Raw genomic sequence first — 25,987 nt, 5'->3', positions numbered from 1 at the left:
TCACCCGGCCGGCGCTGCCGGGCTCACCGGTGCGAAGGCGAAGCGATCCCGTCCAACCAGCAGCCCGATGGCCGCCTGCCCCACGGCGATGAGGCATAGCATCGCCAGGGAGGTCTCCCAGGCGCCGGTGGCGGCGAAGAGCCCGCCGAAGATCGGCGGGCCGGCGGCGGCCAGCAGGTAGCCGATCGACTGAGCCATGCCGGAGAGGGCGCCGGCTTCGCGGTGGGTGCGGGTGCGCAGGCCGAAGAGCGAGAGCGCGGTGACCAGGGAGCTGCCGCAGCCGAAGCCCGCCACCAGCACCCAGAACAGCATGACCTGCGGCATCAGCATGATGCCCAGGCCGCCGGCCACCACCAGCAGGGGCGGCAGAGAAGCGGCCAGGCGCTGGGTCGACCCGCGCAAGGCAACGGGGGTCAGCAGGCTGGATACCACCCCGATCAGCTGGAACAGCATGAGGTCCCAGCCGGAGGCCAGGTCGCCGCGGCCGTGGAAGCGTTCCAGGGTGGGCAGCCACGTGATGAGAATGTAGAAGGTCATCGACTGCAGGCCCATGTACACCGTCACGTGCCAGGCGAGGCCGGACCTCCACACCGAACCGCGGACCAGAGCCGGCGCGGCGGCGGCGCCACGGGCCCGCTCTGCGGCCGCGTCGCTGCGCCGCAGGCGGGGCAGCCACAGCAGCACGGCCGGCACCGCCAGCACCACGAAGGCCGTCAGGGCGAAGCGCCAACCGGCCGGTCCGCCGCCGAACGGAACGAGCGCCAGCGGCACCGCGAGGCCTGCCCCGAGGGAGGCGCAGCCGCCCAGCACGGCCGAATAGGCGCCGGTGAGCGAAGCCATCCGTTCCGGAAAGTCGCGCTTGAGCAGCGCGGGCAGCATCACGTTGCAGACGGCGATGGCCGCACCGACCAGGAAGGTGCCGATCCACAGATTCGCGATGGTACCGGGAACCGGCCGCAGGAACGTCCCGGCGACCAACAGCATCAGGGCACCGAAGACCGTGCGCTCGACGCCGAACTTTTCGCTCAGTCCGTGCGCCAGCGGGGACACCGCGCCGAAGGCCAGCAGCGGGATTGCGGCCAGCACACCCAGGGCGGTGGTTCCCAGTCCGGTGTCCGCGCCGATCTGGTCCAGCAGCGGGCCGACGCTGGTCAGCACCGGGCGCAGGTTGGCTGCCACCAGCAGGATGCCGGCAATCAGCAGCCCGGCCGACATCGCCCGGCTGGACCCGCGGGTCTTCACCACCCCCACCCCTTCCGCGATAGGCAATCTCCGGCAACCTTATGCGACTGGACAGGCAGAGGGGCACCCTGCCCGCGCCGGCACTGCTCAATCCGCGCGGAGGGTGCCCCTCGCCGTCGTACCGGGGCGGCGGCCGCAGGCTACTTGGCGGCGTCGGCCGCGTCGGCGGCCTCGGCGAGCATGGGCAGGAAGGTATCCAGCGCCCACGGCAGGCTCAGCGGCGACGCGGCGGAAATGGACAGCGTCAGCGTATTGTCCGAGTCCGCCACCAGCGCACCGTCTTCGATCGCCGGGATCTGGCTCAACAGCGGGTCCGTAGTGATTTGCTCGGCGGTCTTGTCATCCGGCACCCAGGTCACGAAGACATCGGATTCCAGCTCGTTGGCCTTCTCGGCCGACCACGGAATGAAGAACTCGTCGGAGCCGGCGGTGGCCTCGGTGACCACGTCCGCCTGGACCATGCCGATGCTGGTGAGGAACTTCGGCCGGTTGTCGTTGGCAGTGTAGACGTTCACGCCGTCGCCCTTGGCCGGTTCGAGGTTGCCGTAGATGAAGCTCTTGCCAGCCAGCTGCGGGTACTCCGAGGCCTTGGCCACGATGGCCTGCTCGGTCTCGGCCACCAGGTCCTCGGCGGCCGCACTGCGGCCCAGCGCCCGACCGATCAGCCGGGTGGAATCCTGCCAGTCGGTGCCGTACGGAGTCTCCGGGTACGCGACGACCGGGGCGATCTTGCTGAGCGTGTCGTAGTCTTCCTGGGTCAGCCCGGAGTAGGCGGCCAGGATGACGTCGGGGGCCAGCTCGGCAATCTCGTCGAAGGCGATGCCGTCCGCCTCGGAATACAGCGTGGGCGCGTTCTCGCTGCCGATCGCGGCGCCCAACTCCTCCAGCTTGGCGTCCCGCCACGGGGTGGACCCGTTCTCGTTTCCGCCCCAGTCCTCCTTGGGCATGCCGACCGGAACCACGCCCAGCGCCAGCGACACGTCGGAGTTGACCCAGGACACGGTGGCCACGCGTTCGGGCTGTTCTTCGATCACGGTCTCGCCGAAGGCGTGTTCAACCGTCACCGGGAACTGATCCGACGCCGCGGCCGACGGGCCGCCCACGGAACCTCCGCCGGCGGGACCGGTGGAGCAGGCGGTCAGGGACATCAGGACGACGGCGGCGGCAGCAGCCAGCCCGCGCATGCGTGAAAGGGCCACCGGGGCCTCCTCGAATCAAGGGAAACGAACAAAAGTAAGGGTAGCCTACGCTCACACGGATTCAGCAACTACTTCGTTGCGTATTCCGACGCCGAGGCCCGGCGGGCCGGGCCGAGCGAGGCCGGGGGCCGCACCTTCCCGGGGAACTCCGGCAAAACCGTTGACAAAGGGACCGGCCGGCTGTGTCATAAGTGAAACCCATTCATTTCCGGCACCGGCCGGGTCAGAGGAGCGGCCATGGCGGCAGACTGGATATTCCACTCCGGCAGGATCTTCGATGGGCTGCGCCTGCTGCCCGGAGCCACGGCGGTTGCCGTCACGGGCGGGGTGGTCACCGCCATCGGAACCGACGCCGAAGCCCGGACAGCGGCGGGGCCGCATGCCACCGTCGTGGACCTGCGCGGAAGGCTGCTGGCGCCCGGCTTCACCGACGCCCATGTGCACGCCGTGATGGCCGGGATGGAACGGTTGGGCTGCGACCTGTCCCTCTGCACCGGGGCCGACCAAGTGCTGGCCCGGATAGCCGCGTTCGCCTCGTCCAGCACCAGCGGGTGGATCACCGGCGGCGGCTGGCACAAGTCGGACTTCCCGGGCGGCTACCCGACCCGGCAGGCGCTGGATGCGGTGGTCCCGGACCGCCCGGTCTACCTGGTCAACGCGGACCACCACAGCGCCTGGGTCAACAGCCGTGCGTTGGAGTTGGCCGGCATCGATGCCGCCACCCCCGACCCGAAGGACGGCCTGCTGGAGCGCGATGCTGCCGGAAGCCCGGACGGAACCCTGCACGAAGGCGCCATGGATCTGGTCAACCGGGTCATCCCGCGCGCGACCGCCGAGGACATGCGGGCCGGCTTGCTGGAGGCCCAGCGCTACCTCCACTCGGTAGGCGTAACCGGGTGGCAGGAGGCGATCCTGGGCGACTATGCCGGCTATCCGGAGGCCAGCGCCGCGTACCGGACGTTGTGGGACGAGGGCCTGCTGACCGGCCGCGCCGCCGGAGCCCTTTGGGTGCCGCGGAGCACCAGCCTGGCGTCGGTCCCCGACCTGGTCGCGGAGTTCATCGCCCGCCGGGAACAAAATGCGGCGGCCGGTTTCCGCACCACCAGCGCCAAGATCATGGTGGACGGGGTGCCGGAGAACAGGACCGCGGCCATGTTGGAGCCGTACCTGCAACCCTGTGCCTGTGCCGGCGCGGCAGGACACGAAAACCCTGCGGCCCGCGGCGACGCGGCGGCCAGTCCGGCGGCGAGCCGCGGGCTGACCTATCTGCCCAAGGACGTTCTGGGGGCAGTGGTGACGGCACTGGATGCCGCCGGATTCGACCTGCACCTGCACGTGATCGGCGACCGTGCCGTGCGGGAGGGACTCGACGCCGTCGAGCGGGCCAGGCACGCGAACGGCCCCGGCAGCGGCCGGCACCACATGGCGCATCTGCAGATCATCCACCCCGCCGACATCGCCCGTTTCGGCGAACTGGGCATCACCGCGAACCTGCAGGCGCTCTGGGCCTGCAACGACGCACAGATGCGCGAGCTGACGGTGCCGCTGATCGGCGAGGAACGGGCCGGCTGGCAGTACCCCTTCGCGTCCCTGGCCGCCTCCGGCGCCCGGCTCGCGATGGGCTCGGACTGGCCGGTGTCCACGCCGGATCCCTGGCAGGCCATCCACGTGGCGGTGAACCGGTGGCACCCGGACGACGGCTCGGACGGGCCGCTGCTTCCCGGCGAGGCGTTGTCCCTGCAGACGGCGCTGGCCGCCTACACCTCCGGCTCTGCGTGGCTGAACCGCCATGACGACGGCGGCCGGATTGTTCCCGGAGCGCCGGCCGACCTGGCGGTGCTGACCGCCGACCCGTTCAGCCTGCCGCCGGCGGAGCTGCACACCGTCGGCACCGACATGACCCTGGTGGCCGGCCAGCCGGTCTTCGAACGACAGGGGGTGCCGGCGTGAAAACGTTCTACGACCGTGCCGAAGAACAGATCCCGGCCGCCCGCCTCGACGCCGCCTTGGCCGGGGCGTCCCCGACGGCGTACTGGCTGGATGATCCCTCGCGCCCCGAACCGCTGCCGGCGTTGCGCGGCCCGGTGACGGCGGATTTGGCGGTGGTCGGCGGCGGCTACACCGGCTTGTGGACCGCGCTGCTGGCCAAGGAGCGGGACCCGGACCGCTCGGTGGTGCTCCTGGAGGGCAACCGCATCGGCTGGGCCGCGTCCGGGCGCAACGGCGGCTTCTGCGAGGCCAGCCTGACCCACGGGAGCGCGAACGGGCAGAGACACCTCCCCGGCGAAAACGAACTGCTGGACAAGCTGGGTCTGCAGAACCTGGACGAGATCGAAGAGAGCCTGGCCCGGTACGGGATCGACGCCGGCTTTGAACGCACCGGCACGCTGTCCGTGGCCACCGAAGAGCACCACGTCACCTGGCTGGCCGAGGAGGCCGCCGAGGACCCCGCGCTGGAGTTCCTGGACCAGGTTGCCGTCCAACAGCAGGTGGCCTCCCCCGCCTACCGGGCGGGGTTGCGGGACCGGCGGGGAACGGCGATGGTGCACCCCGCGAAACTCGCCTGGGGACTGCGCGACGCCTGCCTGGGCGCCGGCGTCGAGATCTTTGAACACACGCCGGCACGCTCCCTGTCCCAACGGGCGGGATCCATCCTGCTGCGCACCGACGCCGGCTCCGTGGCCGCCGGACGCGTCGCGCTGGCGACCAATGCCTTCCCGTCGCTGCTGGCGCGCACCCGGCTGCATACCGTCCCGGTGTACGACTACGCGCTAATGACCGAACCCCTGACGGGCGGGCAACGGGAATCGCTGGGTTGGTCGGAGCGGTTTGGCATTTCCGACAACGACAACCGGTTCCATTACTACCGGCTGACCACCGATGCCGACGGGCAGGACCGGATGCTGTTCGGCGGCTACGACGCGGTCTACCACTACGGCAGGTCGCTCCGGCACGGCCACGAACAGCGCCCGGAAACCTACCGCCGCCTCGCCGCACACTTCGCCGCCACCTTCCCGCAGCTGGCCGACGTGCGCTTCAGCCACGCCTGGGGCGGCGCCATCGATACCTGCAGCCGCTTCTTCTCCTTCTTCGACACCGCCTGCGCCGGCCGGGTGGCCTATTGCGCCGGCTTTACCGGCCTCGGCGTGGGAGCGTCGCGTTTCGGCGCCAACGTGATGCTGGACCTGCTGTCCGGCCGGCCGACCGAACGGACGGAGCTGGAGCTGGTGCGGCGGAAGCCGCTGCCGTTCCCGCCCGAGCCGCTCGCCTGGCTCGGCATCAAGCTCACCACCGCTGCCCTGATCCGCGCCGACCGCAACCGGGGACGACGCGGCCCCTGGCTGAAAGCCATGGACGCGGCCGGCATGGGCTTCGACTCGTAAAGGAGACAAGAATGCACCAGTACATCGACGGCGGACTCCGCGAAGGCCGCGGAGAGCGTGCCACACGCGTCAACCCGGCCACCGGAGAGGCCGCGGAGACCATCCGCTATGCTTCCGGGGCCGACGTGGACGACGCCGTGGCGGCCGCGAAAACCGCCTTTCCGTCCTGGGCGGGCGCGACGCCTGCCGAACGTTCCGAGGCCCTGCTAAAACTGGCGGCCGAACTGGAGCGCAGGGCGGCGGAGTTGGCGGCGGTCGAAACCGCGCAAACCGGCAAGAGCATCCGCCTGGCCACCGGGTTCGACGTTCCCGGGACCGTCGACAACGCGGCCTTCTTCGCGGGCGCGGCCCGCCAGTTGCAAGGAGTGGCGGCCGGCGAATACGGCACCGGCGGCACCTCGATGATCCGGCGCGAGCCGATCGGCGTGGTGGGCTCCGTGGCGCCGTGGAACTACCCGCTGCAAATGGCCGCGTGGAAGATCCTGCCGGCGATCGCCGCCGGCAACACCATTGTGCTCAAGCCCTCCGAACTCACGCCGGGCACCAGCCTGATTTTCGCCGAAGCAGCGGCCGCGGCGGGCATACCGGACGGCGTGGTCAACATCGTCACCGGCAGCGGCCGGGAAGCGGGCGAGGCCCTGGTGACCCACCCGGATGTGGCCATGACGTCCTTCACCGGCTCCACCGCCGTCGGACGCCGCATCATGGCGCTGGCGGCGGCGCGGGGGAACCGCGTGCACCTAGAGCTGGGCGGCAAGGCACCGTTCGTGGTGTTCGACGACGCGGACCTGGACGCCGCCGCGCACGGAGCGGTGGCCGGCTGCACCATCAACGGCGGCCAGGACTGCACCGCCGCCACGCGCGCGTACATCCAGCGGCCGCTGTTCGACGCTTTCACCGCACGGGTGGCCGAGCTGATGGAACTGGTGGTGGTGGGCGACCCGACCGACGAAGCCACCGACATGGGCTCCCTGATCAGCCGCGGGCACCGGGACAAGGTGGCGGGTTTCGTGGACCGGGCCAGGGACGCGGGGGCGAAGGTCCTGGCCGGCGGCGCGGCTCCCGGCGCCGAACTGGCGGACGGTGCGTACTACCGGCCCACGCTGGTCACCGGCATCGGGCAGGATGCGGAAATAGTCCGCGACGAGGTCTTCGGCCCGGTACTGACCGCGATTCCGTTCGACACCGACGGCGAGGGCATCGCGCTGGCCAATGACACCCAGTACGGGCTGGCTGCCTCCGCGTGGACCAGCAGCCTGGCCCGTTCCCTGCGCGCATCGGCCGACATCCAGGCCGGCTGCGTCTGGATCAACGACCACATCCCGATCGTCTCCGAAATGCCGCACGGCGGGTACAAGGCCTCCGGTTTCGGCAAGGACATGTCCGCGTATTCACTGGAGGACTACACGAACATCAAGCACGTGAGCATGGGCAGCGACCCGGCCGCGCACAAGGAATGGCAGGACACGGTGTTCCGTTACCGCGGCTGACCGGGACCCCCCGCCCCGCCACGCTGCCCCGCCCGGAGGACGTCGGAACGGTAGCGCGGGACTCACCTTAACGCGCGCCGGAACGTCTGCACAGGAGAGAATGAAAGCGGACGAAGGAGCGCCATGACCCGCATGCACACCCTCATCGACACCCCGGTCGGGGAGCTGACGGCCGTCGCCGAGGACGGGTCGCTGACCGCGCTCTACTTCCCCGGCCACAAGCGGATGCCGGCCCCCGCCACCTTCGGCGACCGCACCGCCGTCGGCTTCGACGCGGTCTTTGCAGCAGTCGCTGAGCAACTGGACGAGTTTTTCACCGGCCGGCGTACCGAGTTCGACCTGCCGTTGGCGCCGAAGGGCGACCCCCTCAAGCTGAAAGTATGGGCGCTGCTGCGGCAGATCCCCTACGGCCAGACCCGCTCCTACGGACAGGTGGCAGCCTCGCTGGGCGACCCGCATCTGGCCCAGGCCGTGGGCCACGCCAACGGCCAAAACCCGCTGTCCATCGTGGTGCCGTGCCACCGGGTGCTCGGAGCGGACGGCTCGCTGGTGGGTTATGCCGGAGGGCTGGAACGGAAGCGCTTCCTGCTGGAGCTGGAAGAGCCGGCGGACGTGAAAGCGGGCAAGCTTTTCTGATGCGCCCACCTCACGGAATGCGCCCGGCGAGCGTCTACAAGGCGTGCAGATGAAGCCCTTCGAGCAACTGGTCAGCGACCACGGCCCCACCGTGCTGCGCATCTGCCGGGTGGTGCTGGGTCCCGGGCCGGACGCCGAGGATGCCTGGTCCGAGACCTTCTTGTCTGCGCTCAGGGCCTATCCGGGGCTGCCCGCCGCCGCAAACCATGAGGCCTGGCTGGTCACCATCGCCCACCGCAAGGCCATCGACGTCGTCCGGCGGCGGGCGCGCACTCCGGTGCCGGCAGAGTACCTGCCCGAGTCACCGTCAACGCTGGGTATCCCCGGGAATGACGACGACGAACTGCGCCAGGCCGTCGCGGCCCTGCCCCTGAGGCAACGCGAAGCGGTCGCGTTGCATTACCTGGCCGGCTTGCCGTATGCCGAAGCCGCCGAAATCACCGGATCCACGACCGGAGCCGTCCGGCGCGCAGCCGCCGACGGCATCGCCAGGCTTCGGGCGTTGTACCGCAGTGGCCGGGAGCAGGCCGTGGGGGCTGCCACACATCACGCGAGTGAAGGAGTTATGCGATGACCACCGCACAATCGGCGGCCCGGGACGCCACGCCGGGCCCCGGGCTGGACGTGCTGACCCGCCTGGATCCGGCGCTGCTGGAGCGGCTGCACGCCAGGCTGGAACGCGAGGCCGCTGCCGCAGGAACCCTCGACCTGGCCTACGCTACCGCCGACACGCCGCTCGGGCAGCTGTTGCTGGCCGCGACGGACGAAGGACTGGTCCGCGTGGCCTTCGAGGGCGAAAACCACGATGCTGTGCTGGCCGGCCTGGCTGCCAGGGTCAGCCCCAGGATCCTGCATGCTCCGGCCCGGCTTGAGGCCGCCGCGCGGCAATTGGATGAATACTTCGCCGGCCTGCGGCGCTCCTTCGACCTTCGGCTGGACCGCCGGCTGTCCAAGGGATTCCGGGCGGACGTGCTCAGGCACTTGCCCGAAATCCCCTACGGCCGGACAGAAAGCTACGCGCAGGTGGCCGCCGCCGTCGGAAATCCCAAGGCGGTGCGCGCCGTGGGCAGCGCCTGCGCCACCAACCCGCTGCCCGTCGTCGTGCCCTGCCACCGTGTGCTGCGCTCGGACGGCGCCTTCGGCGGTTACCTCGGCGGGCCGGAGGCGAAGGCCTACCTGCTGGGCCTGGAGGCGGCGGCGTGAGCACGCTGTTCGACGACGCTCCAGCCGGCCCCCGCGAGATCGCTCCGGGCGCGGTGCATGTGCCGGGCTGGCTGACCGTGGCGCAGCAGCGCGAACTGGTCGAAGCCTGCCGGGAGTTCGGCCGTGGACCGGTCCCCTACCGCGCGGCCAAGCTGCCGGGCGGCCACGAGATGAGCGTGCGGACGCTGTGCCTGGGCTGGCACTGGGCACCGTACAAGTACACCCGCACCGCCGACGACGTGAACGGCGCTCGCGTGCTGGAGTTCCCCGGCTGGCTCGCCGAGTGGGGCAGGCTGGCCTTGGCCGACGCTTCGGGGGATCCCGCCGCGGGGCAAGGCTACGAGCCGGATACGGCCCTGATCAACTTCTACGACGACACCGCCAAGATGGGCATGCACCAGGACAAGGACGAACAGGCGGACTTCCCGGTGGTATCGCTCAGCGTCGGTGACGACTGCTTGTTCCGCTTCGGCAACACCGAGACGCAAACCAAACCGTATACCGACCTCCGGCTGCGCTCCGGGGATCTGTTCGTATTCGGCGGACCGGCCCGGTTTGCCTACCACGGCGTGCCCAGGATCTACCCGGGCACCGCCGATCCCGCCTGCGGGCTGACCGGCGGCCGGTTGAACCTGACCATGCGGGTGACCGGACTGGGGTGAGGGTTCGCGGTTTTCCACAGCGTGTCAGGAGCGACTGCGGGCGGCGCCACGGTAGGAGAGAATCGAACCATGGAGACAACCGCTTCCGGCGTAGTCCTCTGCGAGGACGGCCTGGCCCGGCCGGCGTGGGCCGCCACGGATCCGATGCTGCGCGAATACTACGACACCGAATGGGGCATGCCGGTCCGGGGCGAGCAAGGCGTCTATGAGCGCATCACGCTGGAAGGCTTCCAGGCCGGGCTCTCGTGGGCCACGATCCTGCGCAAACGCCCGGCCTTCCGAGAAGCGTTCCATGGCTTCCACGTGGACACCGTCGCCGCGTTCACCGAAGACGACGTCGAGGCGCTGATGCAGGACGCCGGAATCGTGCGGAACCGGGCCAAGATCCGCGCCGCCATCACCAATGCGAACGCCACCATTGAACTGCGCGCAGAAGGCGGCCTGAGCGACTTCGTCTGGTCGTTCCAGCCGGAGGAAACACCGGCCCCGCGGCACATCCAGGACGTGCCCACCACATCGCCGGAGTCCGTCGCCCTGTCCAAGGCGCTGCGCAAGCGCGGCTTCGCCTTCGTCGGCCCCACCACCATGTTCGCCCTGATGGAAGCCATCGGCATGATCGACACCCACCTGGTGGACAGCCACCGCCGCGGCTCGTCCGGCGTCTGGAACTAACGCCCGCTCGCTTTCACAATCACTTCACGCATCCGCCGCACCGTGAGATGCGTGCCACAATGAAGTGCACCCGCTGGCTTCGGGGGAACCGGACGTGCATGTTCGACCGGATGCCGGCGCCGCAGGAGTTATCCGGTAAGGAGAGCACGTTGACGATTCTTGTTGCCTACGCCCCGCGTCCCGAGGGCCGTGCCGCCCTGAGCAAGGGCATTCAGATGGCCACCCAGACCAATGAGAAGCTGGTGGTCGTCAACGCCAGCCCGGGCGGGACGCAGAAGGACGAGTCGTTCGCTGACCCCCACGACGCGGCCTGGGTGCAGCAAGAACTGTACAACTCCGGCCTGGAAGCAGAGTTCAAGCAGTTCGTCCGCGGCAAGGACGCCGTGGCCGAAATCGTGGAACTGGTCGAAGAACTCTCGGTCTCACTGCTCGTCATCGGCCTGCGCCGGCGCTCGCCGGTGGGCAAGCTGATCATGGGCAGCACCGCCCAGGAGATCCTGCTGACCGTCGACTGCCCGGTCCTGGCGGTCAAGGCCCGCTGACCCATGCAGGTTGGCCTGCCGCTGCTTCCGCCGTTCGACTCCTCCGCCGCTCTGGCTGCCCTGGCCGCCCATGCGGTCCCCGGCATCGAAACCGTCGATATGGCGGCGGGCACCTGCACCCGCCTGTTCGGTACCAGCGCCGGCCCGGTGCCGGTCACCGCCACCCTGTCGCCCGACGCCGTCGGCCTGGACATCGGCAGCGATTCCCCCGCCGCCTTGAGCGAAATCACGACGGCGGTGCGCGGCTGGCTCGACCTGGACCTGGAACCGGAGCGGGTGGCGGCGGCGTTGGGCGCCGATCCGGTCCTCGGGCCGCTGCTCGCTGACCGTCCCGGGCTGCGGATCCTGGGTTACCCGGACGGCTTCGAGGGTGCCGTCTCCACCGTGATCGGCCAGCAGGTCTCGCTGGCCGCGGCCCGCACCTTCACGGCCCGGCTGGTCTCTGCCTTCGGCTCCCGGTCCGGCACCGGCCTGGTGCTCTTCCCCACACCGGTTGCCCTGGCCGCCGCCGGCCCCGACGCCGTCCGCGATGCCGTCGGCTTGACCGGTGCCCGCGCCCGGACCGTCCAAATCCTGGCCGAAGCCTGCGCGGACGGGCTGGACCTGTCTCCGGACACGGATCACGCCGACACCCGCCGCCGCCTGCTGGCGCTGCCCGGCATCGGCCCGTGGACGGTCGAGTACCTTGCCATGCGGGCGTTGCACGACCGCGATGCCTATCCTGAGGGCGATCTGGTGCTGCGGCGGGCCCTCGGAGTGGAGACCGCCACCGAGGCCCGCGCGCTCGGCCGGTCGTGGTCTCCGGTGCGGGCGTACGCCGTCTTCCACCTCTGGACCGCCTCGGCCTACTTGCCTTAGGAAAACCGCCCTGTCCCGGCTGCCCGGCGCGGGGCGGGAGCGGTGTGCCGGTTTTCGGTCCTCCCCGCCGGGCGCCCACCCTTCATCTCCGGGCTGCAGAACCTGCCTGCTCGATCCGCTCCAACAGCTCCGCGGGCAACCGGACCTCCGGCGCCTTGAGGTTGGAGCGCAGGTGTTCCGGCTTCACGGTGCCGATCACCGCGCTGGAGACTCCGGGGTTGCCGAGCACGAAGGCCAGCGCGATCTCACTCGCGGAGAGGCCGTCGACGTCGTTGATGAACCGGTACTTCCGGCCCTGCACAAATTTGTGCCGGTGGTTCTTCAGCGCCCGCAACAGGTACCAGACGTCGCTGGGGCCGGTGATCTTGAAGATGTCGCGCGAGTAGAGGGTCTGGGCGAGCGGCGACTTGAGCTTGACGCCCACGCCGGCGTCCCGCGCCTCGGAGATCACCGCCGCCAGCGACCGGTCCACGATGTTGTATTCCACCATCAGGGCGTCGAAGATGCCCAGCTTCAGCGCTTTCCCGGCTCCGCCGCGGCCGGTGGAGACGCCGAGCGCCCCGACCTTCCCCTGTTCCTTCAGCTTCAGGACCGTGTCCATCGCGGGACCGGCCGGCTGGGGGAAACCATGGAAGTGCAGCAAGGGCAGGTGGTCCAACTGGAGCCGCCGCAGGCTGCCATGCACGCTGTTTTCGATGGCCCGGGCCGAGTAATCCTTCACATTCCGGTTGTTGATCCAGTGGGACCCGACCTTCGTGGAAATCACCAGATTCTCCGTGCGGCCTTTGAGGATCCGGCCCAACCGCTCCTCGGCATTCCCGCGGCTGTAATTCGGGCCGGTGTCAAAGGCCGTGATGCCGCCGTCGAGCGCTTGGTCGATCAGGTGCGCCGCCTGCCGCTCGGGGAAAGCCTTCATGCCCCAGTACCCGCCGGCCCCGAAACTCAATTCTGAGACGTGCAATCCCGACCGTCCGAGTGCGCGTTGTTTCACCGTGTGCCTTCCTGCAGTCCCAACATCTAACCATTCACCAAGCTACCGGAGGCGGGATCAGCGCACGACGCCGGCGCGGTTGCCGTAGGCGCGGAGGGCGACGGCGAGCAGCGAGCACAGCAGGTATCCGGCGCCAACCAGCAGCCAGCCGGTATCGAAGCTGCCGGTGGCCTCGAGCAGCAGACCCATGAGCAGCGGCCCGGCGGCGAAACCGGCATACATTCCCATCGAGACAATGCCGGAGGCTGCTCCGACCCGTTCGGCCGAAACCACGCGCATCACGCCGGCGATCACCACCACATTGGTGCCCAACACGGTGGCACCGTGCAGGACGACGCCCAGCCAGAGCAACGCGGGAATTCCGAGCGAGCCCGCGGCCAGGAACGCTCCCGCTCCGCCGAGCGCCCCGATTCCCAGCAGGATGAGCAGCGTGGAGGCCCGCACCCCCTTGGCCATCCGCCGCCCCCACAGCACCCGGGAGGTCACGCCGACGACGCCGGAGACGCCGGCTGCCACGCCGCCCATGACCAGGCTGAAGTCCAGTTCCCGGACGGTGAACAGCGGCAGGTAGACGTTGGTGGCCTGCATGCCCAGGCCCGATAGCAGTGCGTAGCCGGCGAACAGCCAGACCGAGAGCGGGAACCGGGCCGGTGCACCGGCGCCCCTGGTTCGCGCCGCGCCACCCGGCTGCGCGGCCGGGGCGCCGGCAGGAGGTGCGGCCGGGGCATCAGCCGGCGGAGTGGTGGAAGGCGCCGCGTGGGCGGGAGGCGCTTTCGCCGCCGTCGTTGCGGTGCCGGGTTCCGGGAGTTGGCGCAGTCCGTAGAGCAACAGCCCGACGGCGACGACGGCCGCCAGGGCGGTGGCGCCCTGCCAGCCGACCCACAGAGCGGCAACGGGGAAGAACAAGCCCGAGAACAGCTGGCTGCCTTGGACGCCGGACTGCTTGACACCGATCCAGCCCGGGCGCTTGGGCGCAGGAACCTGCGTCATGATGATCCGGTTTGTGGTCGGGTTGGAAATGGCCTGCGCGGGGCCGGCCAGCAGCGCTGCCATCACCAGGACCAGATAGTGCTGGGACAGGGCGGCGACCACCAGGGCCACCGCCGTGCCGGCGAAGATCAGGACGAGCTGGGCGCGGTTGGAAATCCGGTCGCTGAGTTTGCCCAGCCACATGCTGGAGACCGCGGCGCTGGCGAAAATGGCCGTGGCCAGCAGGCCGAATTGGCCCTCGCTGATGCCCAGGTCGTCGATCACCAGCGGGCTGACGGTGCTCAGGCCGTAGTTCAGCAGCGGGCCGACGCCCATGGCGCAGGTCAGGACGAAAAGCAGTGCGCCGCTGGGGTGTTTGGACATACTGCCCTCCTCGCTGCCCGGATCGGGCTCCGTCCAGCAGGCTACTCCCGGGCACAGCCTTCCGGCGGCAGGCTTCGCAGCAGAAGAGTCTCCCACCGTAACAATGGAGAGCTGGCTCACGTTCGGCGCCGCCGCGGAGCCTCCAGCCGCCATGATGGTGCCCGGGCGGGCGCGAAAGGGCGCGAATCAGGGGCGCCGGCGATGGCCGGGTGGAAGCCGCCGTGTTACCCGGACGGCCGCGGCGCCAATGTAGCCGGCCGTTCCGGGCCAGGGGCCTGCTTGCGGGTCCTGCCTGTTTGCCCGGGGCCTGCCTGGGGCGCCTTCCTGTTCGCCCTAGGGCCTACTTCCGGCCCTTCTGCGTGTCGGCATGGGCCTCGACGAAGGCGCGCCGCGGATGCTGGGTGGCCCCCATCGACGTGATGTCCCGGCCGCCAAACACCAGCGGGCTCCAGCCTGCCAGCAGGCGCCATTTGTGGATCCAGGTGGGCAGCGCCAAGCCGTGGTAACCCATGGCCACGTACCAGGCGGGCTTGCCCTTCAACTCGTAGCCAAAGACCTTCGCGGCGCCCCGGCCCACGCCGTAGGTCGCGACCGTGCCCAGCGATTTGTGCCGGTACTCGGCCGGCGGCTGGCCTTGCACGGCGTTGACCACGTTTTGGGCGAGCAGCTTGGCCTGGCGGACCGCATGCTGGGCGTTCGGCGGGCAGTAGGCCGGCTGCTTCTCCGCCTCCAGATCGGGTACCTGGGCGCAGTCGCCTGCGGCCCAGGCGCCCTGCACCACCTGACCGGCATCGTCGATCACCTGCAGCCGGGCGTTCGCGTTCACGTGCCCCTTCGGGCCGCGGGGCACGTTCGTGTCGTCCAAGACGGGGTTGGGTTTCATGCCGGCCGTCCAAATAATGAGGCCGGCCGGGATGCGCTCGCCGGTGCTGAGCTCGGCCACGGAGTCCTCGCAGGAGGGCATGGTGGTGTTCAGCCGCACATCGATACCGCGCTGGCGCAGCTGGCCCAAGGTCCACTCCGAGAGATTCGGTCCGACCTCGGGGGCTACCCGGTCCAGGGCCTCGACCAGCACCCAGCGCAGTTGCGAGCGGTCCAACTCCGGATGCGCGTCCACGGCCAGCTTGGACAAGTCGCTCAACTCGGTCAGGGCCTCGACGCCGGTATAGCCGCCGCCGACCACCACGAACGTGAGTGCCCTGGCCCGTTCCTCCGGGTCGCTGGTGCCGGCGGCCAGCGCCACGTTGTCGAGCACCTTGTCACGGCAGTAGATAGCCTCCTCCACGGTCTTGAACCCGATGCCGTGCTGTTCCAGCCCCGGCGTGGGGAAGGTCCTGGTGACCGCGCCGACGGCGAACACCACGTGGTCGTAGGCCACCGAAAATTCGTCACCGCCGAGCTCGCGCACCTGGGCGTTCCTGGCCTGGACGTCCAGCGACACCAGCTTGCCGCGGACGATGTCTACCTTCTTCAGCGCGCTGCGCAGGTTAACCGTGACGATTCTCGGTTCGATTTCCCCGCCGCCTACCTCCGGCAGCAGCGGCTGGTACGTCATGTACGAGTTGGGCTCAACAACGGTGATTCGTGCATCCGACGGTCCCAGCCGCTTGCGTATTCCCCAGGCAGTGTAGAGGCCGACGTAGCCGCCGCCCAGGATGAGTATGTGAGGCGTCGCTGAAGTGGTCATAATCCAGGTTTCCTCCCTGTTTGTCGACAGTGATTGAGTGGTCCTGGTGCATTCCTCGCCGGCAGTTTCAGGGCCAGCCTGCGGCCAGACTAGCATCGCCCCAGACGCAGCTGAACCCTCGGTCCGGCCCGGCTTCCGGCAGGGCCGCATTCACCGGCCCGTTCCTCCGGCGTGCCCTCCGCGCCCGGGGCAGGCGGCGGCCTAGAATGTGCTCAGGTGCCCCGATTCGTGGGGCTGTCGTTGGGGAGTAGGAAGCGTGGAGGCGGCTAAGCACACCGTGCGCGGGCGGTCGCTCCGTACCTATCGTCAGGCCCGCACCACGCTCTGTGGCGTCATGGTTTTCTGGCTCTGGCTGCTGCTGGGAGCCGCGGCCTTCCTCGCCGGCATGTTTGATTCCCCCGCCAAGGTCTTCCTGGCCATGTATGCCGGCGCCGTTGCCGTGCTGGTCTCCATCCCGGTCGCCTTGCTCGCCGCCATCCTGATGGTGCTCAACCGGCCCGAGGCGGATGGCCGGCGCCCGGCCGCCCAGCGGCTTTTAGCCGCGGCACGCGCGGCCGGCGCGGTGATCTCCGGGCTGCCATGGGGTGCGGCCGCCGGTCGTGCCACGGTCTTGGCCAGTCAAATCGCCCCGGCCGCCCGCCGGATTGGCGCTGCCGCCAAGTCCGGCGCCGGACAGCTGGGCGCCGGTGCCGGACAGTGGCGCGACGCCGTGGGGCGCCGGCCGGGGACGCCGCATCGGCCGCTGGCCGCACCTGCCCGGTCGCAGACCCCTGAACGTCCTGCCTCGGTCTTGTCCGGCGCCCGAAAGCCGGTCGCCACGCGCCGGCCGCCGATGCCGCCGCGGCGTCCCGCTGGCCCGCCCGCCGTCGACCGGTCGGGACAGGACCTGGAGGACGTGGCTTCCTAGCACTCCACGACGTTGACGGCGAGACCGCCGGTGGCGGTTTCCTTGTACTTGTCGCTCATGTCGCGCCCGGTCTCGCGCATGGTCACGATGACCTGGTCCAGCGACACCCGGTGCGTGCCGTCACCCATCAGCGCCATCTTGGCCGCGTTCACGGCCTTGGCCGCGCCGATGGCGTTCCGTTCGATGCACGGGATCTGCACCAGCCCCCCGATCGGATCGCAGGTGAGCCCCAGGTTGTGCTCCATCGCGATTTCGGCCGCGTTTTCCACCTGGGCCGGGGTTCCGCCGAGGATTTCGGCCAGTCCCGCGGCAGCCATCGACGACGCGGAGCCGACTTCGCCCTGGCAGCCGACCTCGGCACCGGAAATGGATGCCTGCTCCTTGTAGAGGACCCCGACGGCGGCGGCGGTCAACAGGAACTTCACGACCACCTGCTCCTTGTCCTCGCGGGTGGCCTGTTCCATGCCGGGTGCATAGTGCGTGGCGTAGAACAGCACGGCGGGGATGATGCCGGCGGCCCCATTGGTGGGCGCGGTGACCACACGCCCGCCCGAGGCGTTTTCCTCGTTAACGGCCAGCGCCACCAGGTTGACCCATTCCTGCCAGTACTTGTGGTCGCGGTCCGGGTCTTCCTTGCGCAGCCGCTCGTGCCAGGCGGGGGCCCGACGGCGGACGTTGAGTCCGCCGGGCAGGTCGCCTTCCCGCCGGATGGCCGAGTCCTTGCACTCTTCCATGACGTTGTAGATGTGCAGCAGCCCGGCCTCGATCTCCTCGCGCGGGCGTGAGGCCTCTTCGTTGAGCATCATGATGTCGCTGATGGCCAGGCCGGTGTTGCGGCAGTGCTCCAACAGCCCTGCCGCGGTGCGGAACGGATAGGGCAGCTGCTGCTTGGAGGACTCCAGTTCCTCGCGGGCGGCTTCCTCCTCGCCGCCGCGGACAATGAAGCCGCCGCCCACCGAGAAGAAGGTGGCTTCGTGCAGGAGGCGGGCATCGCCGTCGTCGGCCGATTCCAGCACTTGGAACGTCATGCCGTTGGTGTGCCTGGGCAGCACGGTCAGCGGGTGCAGCACCATGTCCTGCACGCCGTAGTCAAGCGACCGGCCGGCGGTGCCGGGCAGTTCCGCGCCCAGCCGCAGCCGGCCGGACGCGGCGATGTCCGCCAGCCGCTCTTCCACCTGGGCGGGCAGGATCTGCTCCGGGGCGAAGCCCTCGAGCCCCAGCAGCACGGCGGTGAACGTCCCGTGTCCGCGTCCGGTGGCAGCGAGCGAGCCGTACAGGTCCACGCGCAGTCCGTCCACCCTGTCGAGCAGGCCGGCCTCGGCCACCTCCCGCACGAACACGGAGGCGGCCCGCATCGGGCCCACCGTGTGCGAACTGGAGGGACCGATGCCCACCGAGAAAAGGTCGAAAACGCCTACAGCCATGTCATCCCTTTCCTTATTCACGCAGTGCTCAGGCACAACGGGTCCGCAGTGCCGCGGCTACTTGTCCGCCGGGATGCGGTTACTTGTCCCGCCGGTAGAAGGGCAGCTCGACGACGTCGAACGGCTCCGGTTTGCCGCGCAGGTCCACCTCCACCCGGGTCCCGGGCACGGCGTACTCGGCGTCCACATAGGCCAACGCGATCGGGTAGCCGAGCGTGGGGCTGGGTTGGCCGGAGGTGACTTCGCCAACGGTCCGGCCGTCTTTCAGCACCGGGTAGTGGGAGCGGCCGGCGCGCCGTCCGGCCCCCTTGAGCCCCACGAGCTTGCGGGCCGAGCCCTTCTCGTTCTGCGCCTCGAGGGCCTCTCGGCCCACGAAGTCGCCGTCCTTCTTCAGCGCCACCACGCCGCCCAGGCCGGCGTCGAACGGGCTGGTCTGGAGGTTGAGCTCGTTGCCGTAGAGCGGCATGCCCGCTTCCAGCCGGAGCGAGTCGCGGCAGGCCAGCCCGGCGGGCAGCAGGTCGGCGCCCCGCCCGGCTTCCAGCAGGGCGTTCCAGAGCGCGGCCGCGTTGGTGTTGGGAACGTAGATCTCGAAGCCGTCCTCGCCGGTGTACCCGGTCCGGGCCAGCAGAAGCTTGAGCGGCGCCCCGGACACGGTGAATTCCACCTCGTCGGCGGCGTAGTACTTCATCTCCCGCACCGTGACGTGCTGGTTGGCGGGCACCAGCTGGAGCAGGATCTCCACGGACTTCGGTCCCTGCACTGCCACCAGCGACGTCTCGGCCGTAGCGTCCTCCACCGTGGCGTCGAAGCCCCGGACCCGGGCGGCGAGTTCCGCGGCGACGGTGCGGGCGTTGCCGGCGTTGGGCACCACCAGGTAGCGGTCCCCGTTCTGGTCGGCGGGACGCCGGTAGATGATCAGGTCGTCGATGATCCCGCCGTCCGCGTTGCAGATCAGCGAATACTTGGCCCGGCCCTCGGTGACGGCGGAGAGCTTGCCGACAAGTGCAAAGTCCAGGAACTTCCCGGCTTCCGGGCCGGTGACCCAGACTTCGCCCATGTGCGAGAGGTCGAACAGGCCGGCGCTGTTGCGCACGGCGCGGTGCTCGGCCAACTCGCTGCTGTACTTCAGCGGCATCATCCAGCCGCCGAAGTCCGTGAAGGAAGCACCCAGCCGCTCGTGTTCCTCGTAGAGGGCGGTGTGACGGGGCATGGTGGTGGTCTCGGTAGTCATGCGGTGCGGACCTCTCTAGTTCTCGAAGGCTTCGGGCGGCGGGCAGCTGCAGATCAGGTTGCGGTCGCCGCCGGCGCCGTCGATCCGTCCGACCGGGGCGAAGTATTTGTCCACTTGCAGGCCCGGTACCGGGAAGGCGGCCTGTTCGCGGGTGTACGGGCGGTCCCAGTCGGAGCTGACCACGGCCGCGGCGGTGTGCGGCGCCAGACGCAGCGGGCTGGCGTCGAGCGGGAAGTCGCCGTCGATCACCTGGTCTATTTCGCCCTTGATCGCGATCATCGCGTCGATAAACCGCTCAATCTCCCCCAGGTCCTCGGACTCGGTCGGCTCCACCATCAGGGTGCCGGCCACCGGGAAGGACAGCGTGGGTGCGTGGAAGCCATAGTCGATCAGGCGCTTGGCCACGTCCTCGGCGGTCACCCCCGACTTGGCGGTGAGTTCGCGCAGGTCCAGGATGCACTCGTGCGCGACCAGCCCGTCGTTGCCGGTGTAGAGCACCGGGAAGTGCTCGTTCAGCCGGGCGGCGACGTAGTTGGCGGCCAGCAGGGCGCTCTTCGTGGCCTCGGTCAGGCCCTCGGCGCCCATCATGGCCACGTAGGCCCAGGAGATCGGCAGCACGCCGGCCGAGCCGTACTCGGTGGCCGAGACCGGCACGCCCTTGCCTTCGTGTTCGGCCAGCGCGGCGTTGCCCGGCAGGAACGGCACCAGGTGTTCGGCCACCGCGACCGGCCCGACGCCGGGGCCGCCGCCGCCGTGCGGGATGCAGAAGGTCTTGTGCAGGTTCAGGTGGGAGACGTCGCCGCCGAACTTGCCCGGCTGGGCGAGTCCGACCAGCGCGTTGAGGTTGGCCCCGTCGATGTAGACCTGGCCGCCGGCTGCGTGGACCGCCTCGCAGACGTCGCGCACGTCGGCGTCGTACACACCGTGCGTCGACGGGTAGGTGATCATGATGGCCGAAAGCGCGTCCGCGTGCTGGTCGATCTTCGCGCGCAGGTCGGCGTGGTCGATGGTGCCGTCCGGTGCCGTGGCGACCACTACAACCTTCATGCCGGCCAGCACGGCCGAGGCCGCGTTGGTGCCGTGCGCTGAGGCGGGGATCAGGCAGACGTCGCGCTTGTCGTCGCCGTTGGCCAGGTGGTAGCGGCGGATGGCGAGCAGCCCGGCGTATTCGCCCTGCGAACCGGCGTTGGGCTGGATGGAGACGCCGGCATAGCCGGTGATGGCCGCGAGGCGTTCCTCCAGATCGGTAATCAGTTCGCGCCAGCCGGCGGTCTGGCTGGCCGGGGCGAACGGGTGGATGGAGGCGAATCCCGGCCAGGTCATCGCTTCCATTTCCGCGGTCGCGTTCAGCTTCATGGTGCACGAACCCAGCGGGATCATGGTCCGGTCCAGCGCCAGGTCGCGGTCGGACAGCCGGCGCAGGTAGCGCAGCATCTGGGTCTCGGAGCGGTGGCTGTGGAACACCGGATGGTCCAGGTAGGACGAGCTGCGCAGCAGGTCCTCCGGCAGTTCGAAGCCGGCGTTCCCGGCCGTTTCCGCCGTCTTGCCGGCGGCGTCCTCCACACCGAAGGCCTCCGCGACCAGGGCGAGGTGCTCCGCCGTCGTGGTTTCGTCGGCGGAAATCCCCACGTGGTCCGCGTCAATGCGGCGCAGGTTCACGCCCTTGGCCTCGGCGGCGGCGGCGATCTCCGCGGCCTTGCCGGGAGCCTTCACCGTGAGGGTGTCGAAGAACTGGTCGGCCACCAGCGAGTAGCCGGCGCCGGTGAGCACGCCGGCCAGGGTGCGGGCGGCCTCGTTGGCGTGCTGCGCAATTGCCTTCAGCCCCTCGGGGCCGTGGTAGACGGCGTACATGCTGGCAACGACGGCCAGCAGGGCCTGCGCGGTGCAGATGTTGGAGGTGGCCTTCTCGCGGCGGATGTGCTGCTCGCGGGTCTGCAGGGCCAGGCGGTAGGCGGGCCGGCCGGCGTCGTCCTTGGACACGCCCACCAGGCGGCCGGGCAGCGAGCGCTCCAGCCCCTTGCGCACGGCCATGTAGGCGGCGTGCGGTCCGCCGAAGAAGAGCGGCACGCCGAAACGCTGGGTGTTGCCGACCGCGATGTCCGCGCCCTGCTCGCCCGGCGGGGTGATCAGGGTCAGGGCCAGCAGGTCGGCGGCCACGGTGACCAGGGCGCCGCGCTCCTTGGCCTGCGCGATCACCGGAGCGTGGTCGAACACGCGGCCGGAGGCTCCCGGCTGCTGCAGCACGATGCCCGAGATGTCGCCGTCGGGCAGGCCGGCGGAGAGGTCGGCAACCACTACGTCGAAGTCCAGCGCCTTGGCCCGGCCCTTGACGACGGCGATGGTCTGCGGCAGCAGGTCCGCGTCCAGCACGGTCTTGCCGGCGGACTTGGACTTGTTGGACCGACGCATCAGCAGCACGGCTTCGGCCACTGCGGTGGCTTCGTCCAGCAGCGAGGCGTTGGCGATCGGGAGCGCCGTGAGGTCCTGGACCATGGTCTGGAAGTTCAGCAGCGCCTCCAACCGGCCCTGCGAGATTTCCGGCTGGTACGGGGTGTAGGCGGTGTACCAGGCCGGGTCCTCCACCACATTGCGGCGGATCACCGGCGGAGTGATGGTGTCGTAGTAGCCCTGGCCGATCATTTGCACGGCCGTCACGTTCTTCGCGGCGAGGGCGCGCAGGTCCGCCAGGACCTGGGACTCGCTGCGGGCGGCGGGCAGGGCCAGCGGTTCCTGCTGGCGGATGTCGGCGGGTACGGCCGCGTCCACCAGGTCGTCGATACTGCCGTAGCCCAACTGCTTGAGCATGGTTTCCGCGTCGTTACGGCGCGGACCGATGTGGCGGTCGGTGAAGGTGGCGCTGCCGGGCCGGGTAGCGAGGTTGGACTTAGCCGTCATTTGAGGAACTCCAGTAATCCCCGGCAGGGCGGACCATGCCGGTAGTGAAGGGTTCCTCCCCGCTCTGTGACTGAACCTGAGAGATTCCGCAGTCGTCGGCCCGTGGGGCCGCCTCCTGCTTGCACCGTCGGTGAGCCGGTCCTGAACGGTCCGGCTGCTTTCCAGAGTTGCCTCTCCGCGGCGGTACAGGGGCCTGAGAGATTCCTGGGGAGGTATTGCTCCTACGGCGCCTGCTGACTGGTACCCAGCAGGACTCTCCCGCCGCATGTCGAAGGCTGTATGCAGTTGTTTCTGACTCCTTGAATGGTAGTCCAGCGGCTGGCGGGCAACAAGGCGGCGACGGCCAAGGGCCCGGTTTAGCGGCCGCGGCCGCTAGGTTTTCCCGCGCGAAAGCATGCCCTTCACGTACGCGGCCTGCCCGACGTGCTCTAGGCAGTCGTCCAGGACGCTGACCAGCCGGACCCCCAGGCTGACGTGCGGGTCCCACCGGGTGTCCACGATCCGGTCCAGGTCATCCTCGGTCAATCCGGCCAGGTACTTCAGGGTGCCCGCATGGACGTCGTCGTAATAGCCGCGCAGCAGGTCGGCCGATTCGACCCGGACGGCCGCTACCTGCTCGGACGTGTGGCCGTAGCCATGGTCTTTCCGGGGCAGCGGCAGGTCGAACTGCTCCGCCCAACCGGTCAGCCAGTACTGGTCCGTGCCGGCGACATCGGCAATGTGGTCGTCCTGGATGCGCGTCAGATGCCAGAGGAGCCAGGCGATCGAGTTGCTGTCGCCGCCTGGCCGGGCGGCCAACTGTCCGGCGTCCAGCCCGTCCAGCACGGTGTGGACGCGTTCCTGGATCCTGCCGTAGGCATCGGCGAGCAGGTCATTGAACTTCATGGCGCCTCCTCGTAGTCGACTGGGCGCCAGCCTACCGCCTGGTGCCGCAGCGAGGAATGCGTGCCACGCGTGAGGCGTGGGGCCGTGCGTCGGCAGCCGCTACCGGTCCCGGGCCGAATCCTCCAGATAGCGGGGCCGCCCCACGATGACCAGGCCCACCGCCAGGATGAGCAACGCAGCTCCCAGCAGGCCGAAGGAAGCACCCCAGCCGCCGCTGACGTCGCGCAGCAGCCCAAACATCAGCGGACCGGCGCAGGCGACGGCGTATCCGATCCCCTGCGCGAACCCGGAGAGCGCCCCCGCACCGGCCGTGGTGCGGGTCCGGAGGTTAACCAGCAGCAGCGCCATGGCGTAGGTGCCCTGGCCGAGCCCGGCCAAGGTGATCCACAGCCACGTGCCAAACGAGGGCGACAGCAGCAGCCCGGCGTATCCGGCCACATAAAAGCCGATAAACAGCAGGCCCAGGCCCAGCGGATTGCGCAGCCGCGCCGCGATCAGCGGCACCAACAGGCTGGTCGGCAGGCCCAAGATGGCGTAGTAGGCCAGCATGGTGCCGGCCGTCGGGGGCAGCATCCCGCTGTCCACCAACAACGGCGGCAACCATGTGAACATGGCAAACGTGTTGGACGAGGTCCCGGCGAACACCAGGGCCAGCCCCCAGGCGACCGGCGAGCGCCAGACGCGTACCGCCGTCGTTTCGGCCGAACCGGCCGCGGCTCCCGCCGCGGTGCCCGAGGCGTCCGCAGCGGGCGGTCCGCCGGTCCCCCCGGGGCCGGCCCCCATCCCGGAGCGGGGATCGGCGGGGCCACCTGCCGTCGCGGGACCAATGGCAGGCCCGGGCCCGGCCGCGTGCCGGGCGCTGCCGTCCTCCGGCGGGAGGATGTCCAACCCACCGGGGCGGTAGGGCTGCAGCACCAGGCGCGCGGTCCGACGGCGCCAATGTTCCGTCCATGCGGTCATCAGCCACGGCACGAGCGCGGCCACGCTCACGGCCGCCCACACTCCGATCGAGAACCGCCAGCCGGCAGCCTGCTCAAGCGGCACGGCAAGCAGCGGGCTGAACGCCGTGCTGACCGCCAGCAATGTCACGTAAAGCGCGGTGATCAGGCCGATCCGGTCCGGGAAATAGCGCTTCACCAGCGGCGGCAGCAGGATGTTGCCGATCCCGTAGCCCACCATGGTGAGGCCGGACAGGACCAGGAACGACGGCACATCGGAGACCATCGCACGGCCAAGTTGGCCGATCGCGGCCAGGCCCAGTGCCACGAGCAGCAGCGCTTCCAAGCCGATCCGGCGAATCAGCACCGGAACGGCGAACCCGGCGGCGGCGAAGGCTGCCGTGGGCAGCATGCCCAGCACACCGGTGGAGGCCGTGCCGAACGGCACATCCGCGGCAATATCCGCCAGCACCGGCGACACACCGGAGACGGCCAGCCGCAGGCTGAACGCGAGCAGCAGGACGCCGGCGAATACAGTCAGCCGGCCGGCAAACGGGGCGGGGCGCCGCTGGGCGGGGCGTGGCCCGGAGCGGGTCTCGGGACGCGGCGGGGAATCGGGGCTCGGTCGGGTATCGGCAGTCAGTCGTGCGGGCGAGGGCAAGGGTGGTCCATGGGTCGAAAGGCCGGGCGGGCGGCCGGGATCAAAACCGGCCGGGAATCACTTTATCCCGTCGCGGCCCGGCTGCCCGGCAGGCGGGCCAGGAACCTCCTGAGCCAGCCCTTCGGCGAGGATCCAGAATGTTTGCCGCAGCCGCTCCACTGCGGCCTCGGGCTGACCCCGCTGGAGATACTGCACGGTCTCGCACCAGCCGTCGGTCCAGAGAGGATAGGCGACGGCGTGTTGGACGAGGTGCAACCGGCCGAGCGAGCGGTCGAGCACATGCGTGTTCACGGCCCTCAGTTCCTGATGATCCGCCGCCCCCAGGATGACGGCCACCAGCCTGCCGATGGCGCGGTAGGAGGCCAGCATGTCCTCCCGGTTGATCGCCGCCCGCAGGTCCTCCGCCAGCGTGGCCATGGTGTCAATCTCGGCGGGCGACAACCGCGGGGCAGCCCGCTCGAACAGCGCGACCAGCACCACGCCCATCACATCCAGGAGCTGGATGGCCTGCTGTGGACCGGGATTGGCAATCCGGTGTTCGTGCCCGGTGGCCTCAACCAGGCCTTCTTCCGTGAGGACGCCGACGGCGTCCCGCACCAGGGCTTCCTCCGCATCGATGCGCCCGGCGAGCCCGGCAACGGTCACCCTGGAGCCTGGCTTCAGGCCGCCGGCCAGGATGTCCTCCCGCAGTTTCCGGACCGCCTCGTCGCGGCCCGCGCGCCCGGGCCCGCTGCCCCTCATCATGACCTCCTGCCGGATTATGACTGGCGTCACATACGAGTAATGTACGCGAAAAGGTAGATCGGGGTCACGGGGCTGGCTACTCTGATGGGACCTGCGGCACAGCGTCGTGCGGCAGGTTCTAAACGTGCAGTCAGGACGTGCGCAGCATGAACGCCACCTATACCGCCACCGCAACCGCGAACAGCAAGAACCACCAGGACTGGGGCCGGGCGATGGCCGCCGCCTTGGCCGATCTGGTGCAGCAGAGCGAAAGCGGCCCCGCAGGTCCCCGGGAACTCTATGGCGATGAGCTGCGCCTGGTCATCGAAGAGACGACGGACGGGGTCCTGATCCACCTGTCCTGGACACCCGGCGGTGGGGACGCCTCCGGCACCGTCGGCTGAA

At 69.8% G+C, this 25,987-nt stretch carries 23 protein-coding genes and 1 riboswitch; of the genes, 12 read left to right on the top strand and 11 right to left on the bottom strand.

The genetic code is table 11. The features are described 5' to 3' along the window. Together AC5RUK_RS05250 and AC5RUK_RS05245 are read right to left on the bottom strand one after the other, a co-directional pair. Complete coding sequence (locus tag AC5RUK_RS05250; RefSeq protein WP_493989636.1) at positions 1–1,269, bottom strand: MFS transporter; 1,269 nt, start codon at positions 1,267–1,269, stop codon at positions 1–3. A gap of 113 nt (positions 1,270–1,382) precedes the next feature. Continuing rightward, positions 1,383–2,426 carry an iron-siderophore ABC transporter substrate-binding protein gene (locus tag AC5RUK_RS05245; protein WP_494151908.1) on the bottom strand — a complete coding sequence of 348 codons (1,044 nt, stop codon included), beginning with the start codon at positions 2,424–2,426 and terminating at the stop codon, positions 1,383–1,385. Positions 2,427–2,678: 252 nt separating this feature from the next. Here AC5RUK_RS05245 and AC5RUK_RS05240 point away from each other — a divergent pair, with 252 nt between their 5' ends. The 10 genes from AC5RUK_RS05240 to AC5RUK_RS05195 all read left to right on the top strand — a co-directional run bounded on the left by AC5RUK_RS05240 (position 2,679) and on the right by AC5RUK_RS05195 (position 11,887). Beyond that, positions 2,679–4,391: an amidohydrolase gene (locus AC5RUK_RS05240; protein ID WP_494151585.1), complete on the top strand. Its 1,713-nt coding sequence runs from the start codon at positions 2,679–2,681 to the stop codon at positions 4,389–4,391. Next, positions 4,388–5,824 carry an NAD(P)/FAD-dependent oxidoreductase gene (locus AC5RUK_RS05235; protein ID WP_494151584.1) on the top strand — a complete coding sequence of 479 codons (1,437 nt, stop codon included), beginning with the start codon at positions 4,388–4,390 and terminating at the stop codon, positions 5,822–5,824. The genes AC5RUK_RS05240 and AC5RUK_RS05235 overlap by 4 nt, the downstream gene beginning before the upstream one ends. 11 nt (positions 5,825–5,835) lie before the next feature. Next, on the top strand, positions 5,836–7,314 hold the full coding sequence (locus AC5RUK_RS05230) for an aminobutyraldehyde dehydrogenase (protein WP_494151583.1): 1,479 nt from the start codon (positions 5,836–5,838) through the stop codon (positions 7,312–7,314). Positions 7,315–7,437: 123 nt separating this feature from the next. Then, positions 7,438–7,950, top strand: a complete 513-nt coding sequence (locus AC5RUK_RS05225; RefSeq protein ID WP_494151582.1) for a methylated-DNA--[protein]-cysteine S-methyltransferase — start codon at positions 7,438–7,440, stop codon at positions 7,948–7,950. Positions 7,951–7,999: 49 nt separating this feature from the next. Continuing rightward, positions 8,000–8,524, top strand: a complete 525-nt coding sequence (locus AC5RUK_RS05220; RefSeq protein WP_494151581.1) for an RNA polymerase sigma factor — start codon at positions 8,000–8,002, stop codon at positions 8,522–8,524. After that, positions 8,521–9,153: a methylated-DNA--[protein]-cysteine S-methyltransferase gene (locus AC5RUK_RS05215; protein WP_494107450.1), complete on the top strand. Its 633-nt coding sequence runs from the start codon at positions 8,521–8,523 to the stop codon at positions 9,151–9,153. Before AC5RUK_RS05220 ends, AC5RUK_RS05215 begins: the two co-directional genes overlap by 4 nt. Then, a complete protein-coding gene (locus tag AC5RUK_RS05210) occupies positions 9,150–9,815 on the top strand; it encodes an alpha-ketoglutarate-dependent dioxygenase AlkB family protein (protein WP_494151580.1) in 666 nt (221 codons plus the stop codon). The genes AC5RUK_RS05215 and AC5RUK_RS05210 overlap by 4 nt, the downstream gene beginning before the upstream one ends. A 69-nt stretch (positions 9,816–9,884) precedes the next feature. Then, positions 9,885–10,487 carry a DNA-3-methyladenine glycosylase I gene (locus tag AC5RUK_RS05205; protein ID WP_493989663.1) on the top strand — a complete coding sequence of 201 codons (603 nt, stop codon included), beginning with the start codon at positions 9,885–9,887 and terminating at the stop codon, positions 10,485–10,487. A 149-nt stretch (positions 10,488–10,636) separates the two neighbouring features. Further along, on the top strand, positions 10,637–11,029 hold the full coding sequence (locus AC5RUK_RS05200) for a universal stress protein (RefSeq protein WP_493989664.1): 393 nt from the start codon (positions 10,637–10,639) through the stop codon (positions 11,027–11,029). Positions 11,030–11,032: 3 nt separating this feature from the next. After that, positions 11,033–11,887, top strand: coding sequence for a DNA-3-methyladenine glycosylase family protein (locus tag AC5RUK_RS05195; protein WP_494151579.1), 855 nt, complete (start codon positions 11,033–11,035; stop codon positions 11,885–11,887). 82 nt (positions 11,888–11,969) lie between these two features. Here the strand turns inward: AC5RUK_RS05195 and AC5RUK_RS05190 are convergent, their stop codons facing one another. From AC5RUK_RS05190 to AC5RUK_RS05180, 3 genes are all read right to left on the bottom strand, one after another. Further along, on the bottom strand, positions 11,970–12,878 hold the full coding sequence (locus AC5RUK_RS05190; RefSeq protein WP_494151578.1) for an aldo/keto reductase: 909 nt from the start codon (positions 12,876–12,878) through the stop codon (positions 11,970–11,972). A gap of 57 nt (positions 12,879–12,935) precedes the next feature. Then, positions 12,936–14,231 carry an MFS transporter gene (locus tag AC5RUK_RS05185; protein ID WP_493989667.1) on the bottom strand — a complete coding sequence of 432 codons (1,296 nt, stop codon included), beginning with the start codon at positions 14,229–14,231 and terminating at the stop codon, positions 12,936–12,938. A gap of 340 nt (positions 14,232–14,571) precedes the next feature. Beyond that, positions 14,572–15,918, bottom strand: coding sequence for an NAD(P)/FAD-dependent oxidoreductase (locus AC5RUK_RS05180; protein WP_493989668.1), 1,347 nt, complete (start codon positions 15,916–15,918; stop codon positions 14,572–14,574). Between the two features lie 256 nt (positions 15,919–16,174). Here AC5RUK_RS05180 and AC5RUK_RS05175 point away from each other — a divergent pair, with 256 nt between their 5' ends. Then, positions 16,175–16,825 (top strand): hypothetical protein, encoded by a 651-nt coding sequence (locus AC5RUK_RS05175; RefSeq protein WP_494151577.1) that lies wholly within the window; start codon positions 16,175–16,177, stop codon positions 16,823–16,825. Here AC5RUK_RS05175 and AC5RUK_RS05170 read toward each other — a convergent pair. From AC5RUK_RS05170 to AC5RUK_RS05145, 6 genes are all read right to left on the bottom strand, one after another. Further along, positions 16,822–18,249 carry an L-serine ammonia-lyase gene (locus tag AC5RUK_RS05170; protein WP_494151576.1) on the bottom strand — a complete coding sequence of 476 codons (1,428 nt, stop codon included), beginning with the start codon at positions 18,247–18,249 and terminating at the stop codon, positions 16,822–16,824. The genes AC5RUK_RS05175 and AC5RUK_RS05170 overlap by 4 nt on opposite strands. A gap of 79 nt (positions 18,250–18,328) precedes the next feature. Beyond that, a complete protein-coding gene (gcvT, locus tag AC5RUK_RS05165) occupies positions 18,329–19,480 on the bottom strand; it encodes a glycine cleavage system aminomethyltransferase GcvT (protein ID WP_494151575.1) in 1,152 nt (383 codons plus the stop codon). A gap of 15 nt (positions 19,481–19,495) precedes the next feature. Further along, the gene (gene gcvP, locus AC5RUK_RS05160; protein ID WP_493989672.1) at positions 19,496–22,375 is read right to left on the bottom strand and encodes an aminomethyl-transferring glycine dehydrogenase; all 2,880 of its coding nucleotides are present in this window, start codon (positions 22,373–22,375) and stop codon (positions 19,496–19,498) included. Positions 22,376–22,546: 171 nt separating this feature from the next. Then, a riboswitch (glycine riboswitch) is annotated at positions 22,547–22,646 on the bottom strand. A gap of 101 nt (positions 22,647–22,747) precedes the next feature. Then, on the bottom strand, positions 22,748–23,260 hold the full coding sequence (locus tag AC5RUK_RS05155) for a mycothiol transferase (RefSeq protein WP_493989673.1): 513 nt from the start codon (positions 23,258–23,260) through the stop codon (positions 22,748–22,750). A 99-nt stretch (positions 23,261–23,359) separates the two neighbouring features. Next, positions 23,360–24,859, bottom strand: coding sequence for an MFS transporter (locus AC5RUK_RS05150; RefSeq protein WP_494151574.1), 1,500 nt, complete (start codon positions 24,857–24,859; stop codon positions 23,360–23,362). Between the two features lie 57 nt (positions 24,860–24,916). Further along, positions 24,917–25,633, bottom strand: coding sequence for a GntR family transcriptional regulator (locus AC5RUK_RS05145; RefSeq protein WP_494151573.1), 717 nt, complete (start codon positions 25,631–25,633; stop codon positions 24,917–24,919). Between the two features lie 116 nt (positions 25,634–25,749). On the opposite strand from AC5RUK_RS05145, the gene AC5RUK_RS05140 reads away from it, so the two are divergent. Next, on the top strand, positions 25,750–25,986 hold the full coding sequence (locus AC5RUK_RS05140) for a hypothetical protein (protein WP_493989676.1): 237 nt from the start codon (positions 25,750–25,752) through the stop codon (positions 25,984–25,986). Position 25,987: the final 1 nt, after the last annotated feature.

It is taken from the genome of Arthrobacter sp. Y3223065, assembly GCF_059090885.1.
This window is presented reverse-complemented; position numbering and strand designations above follow the sequence as displayed.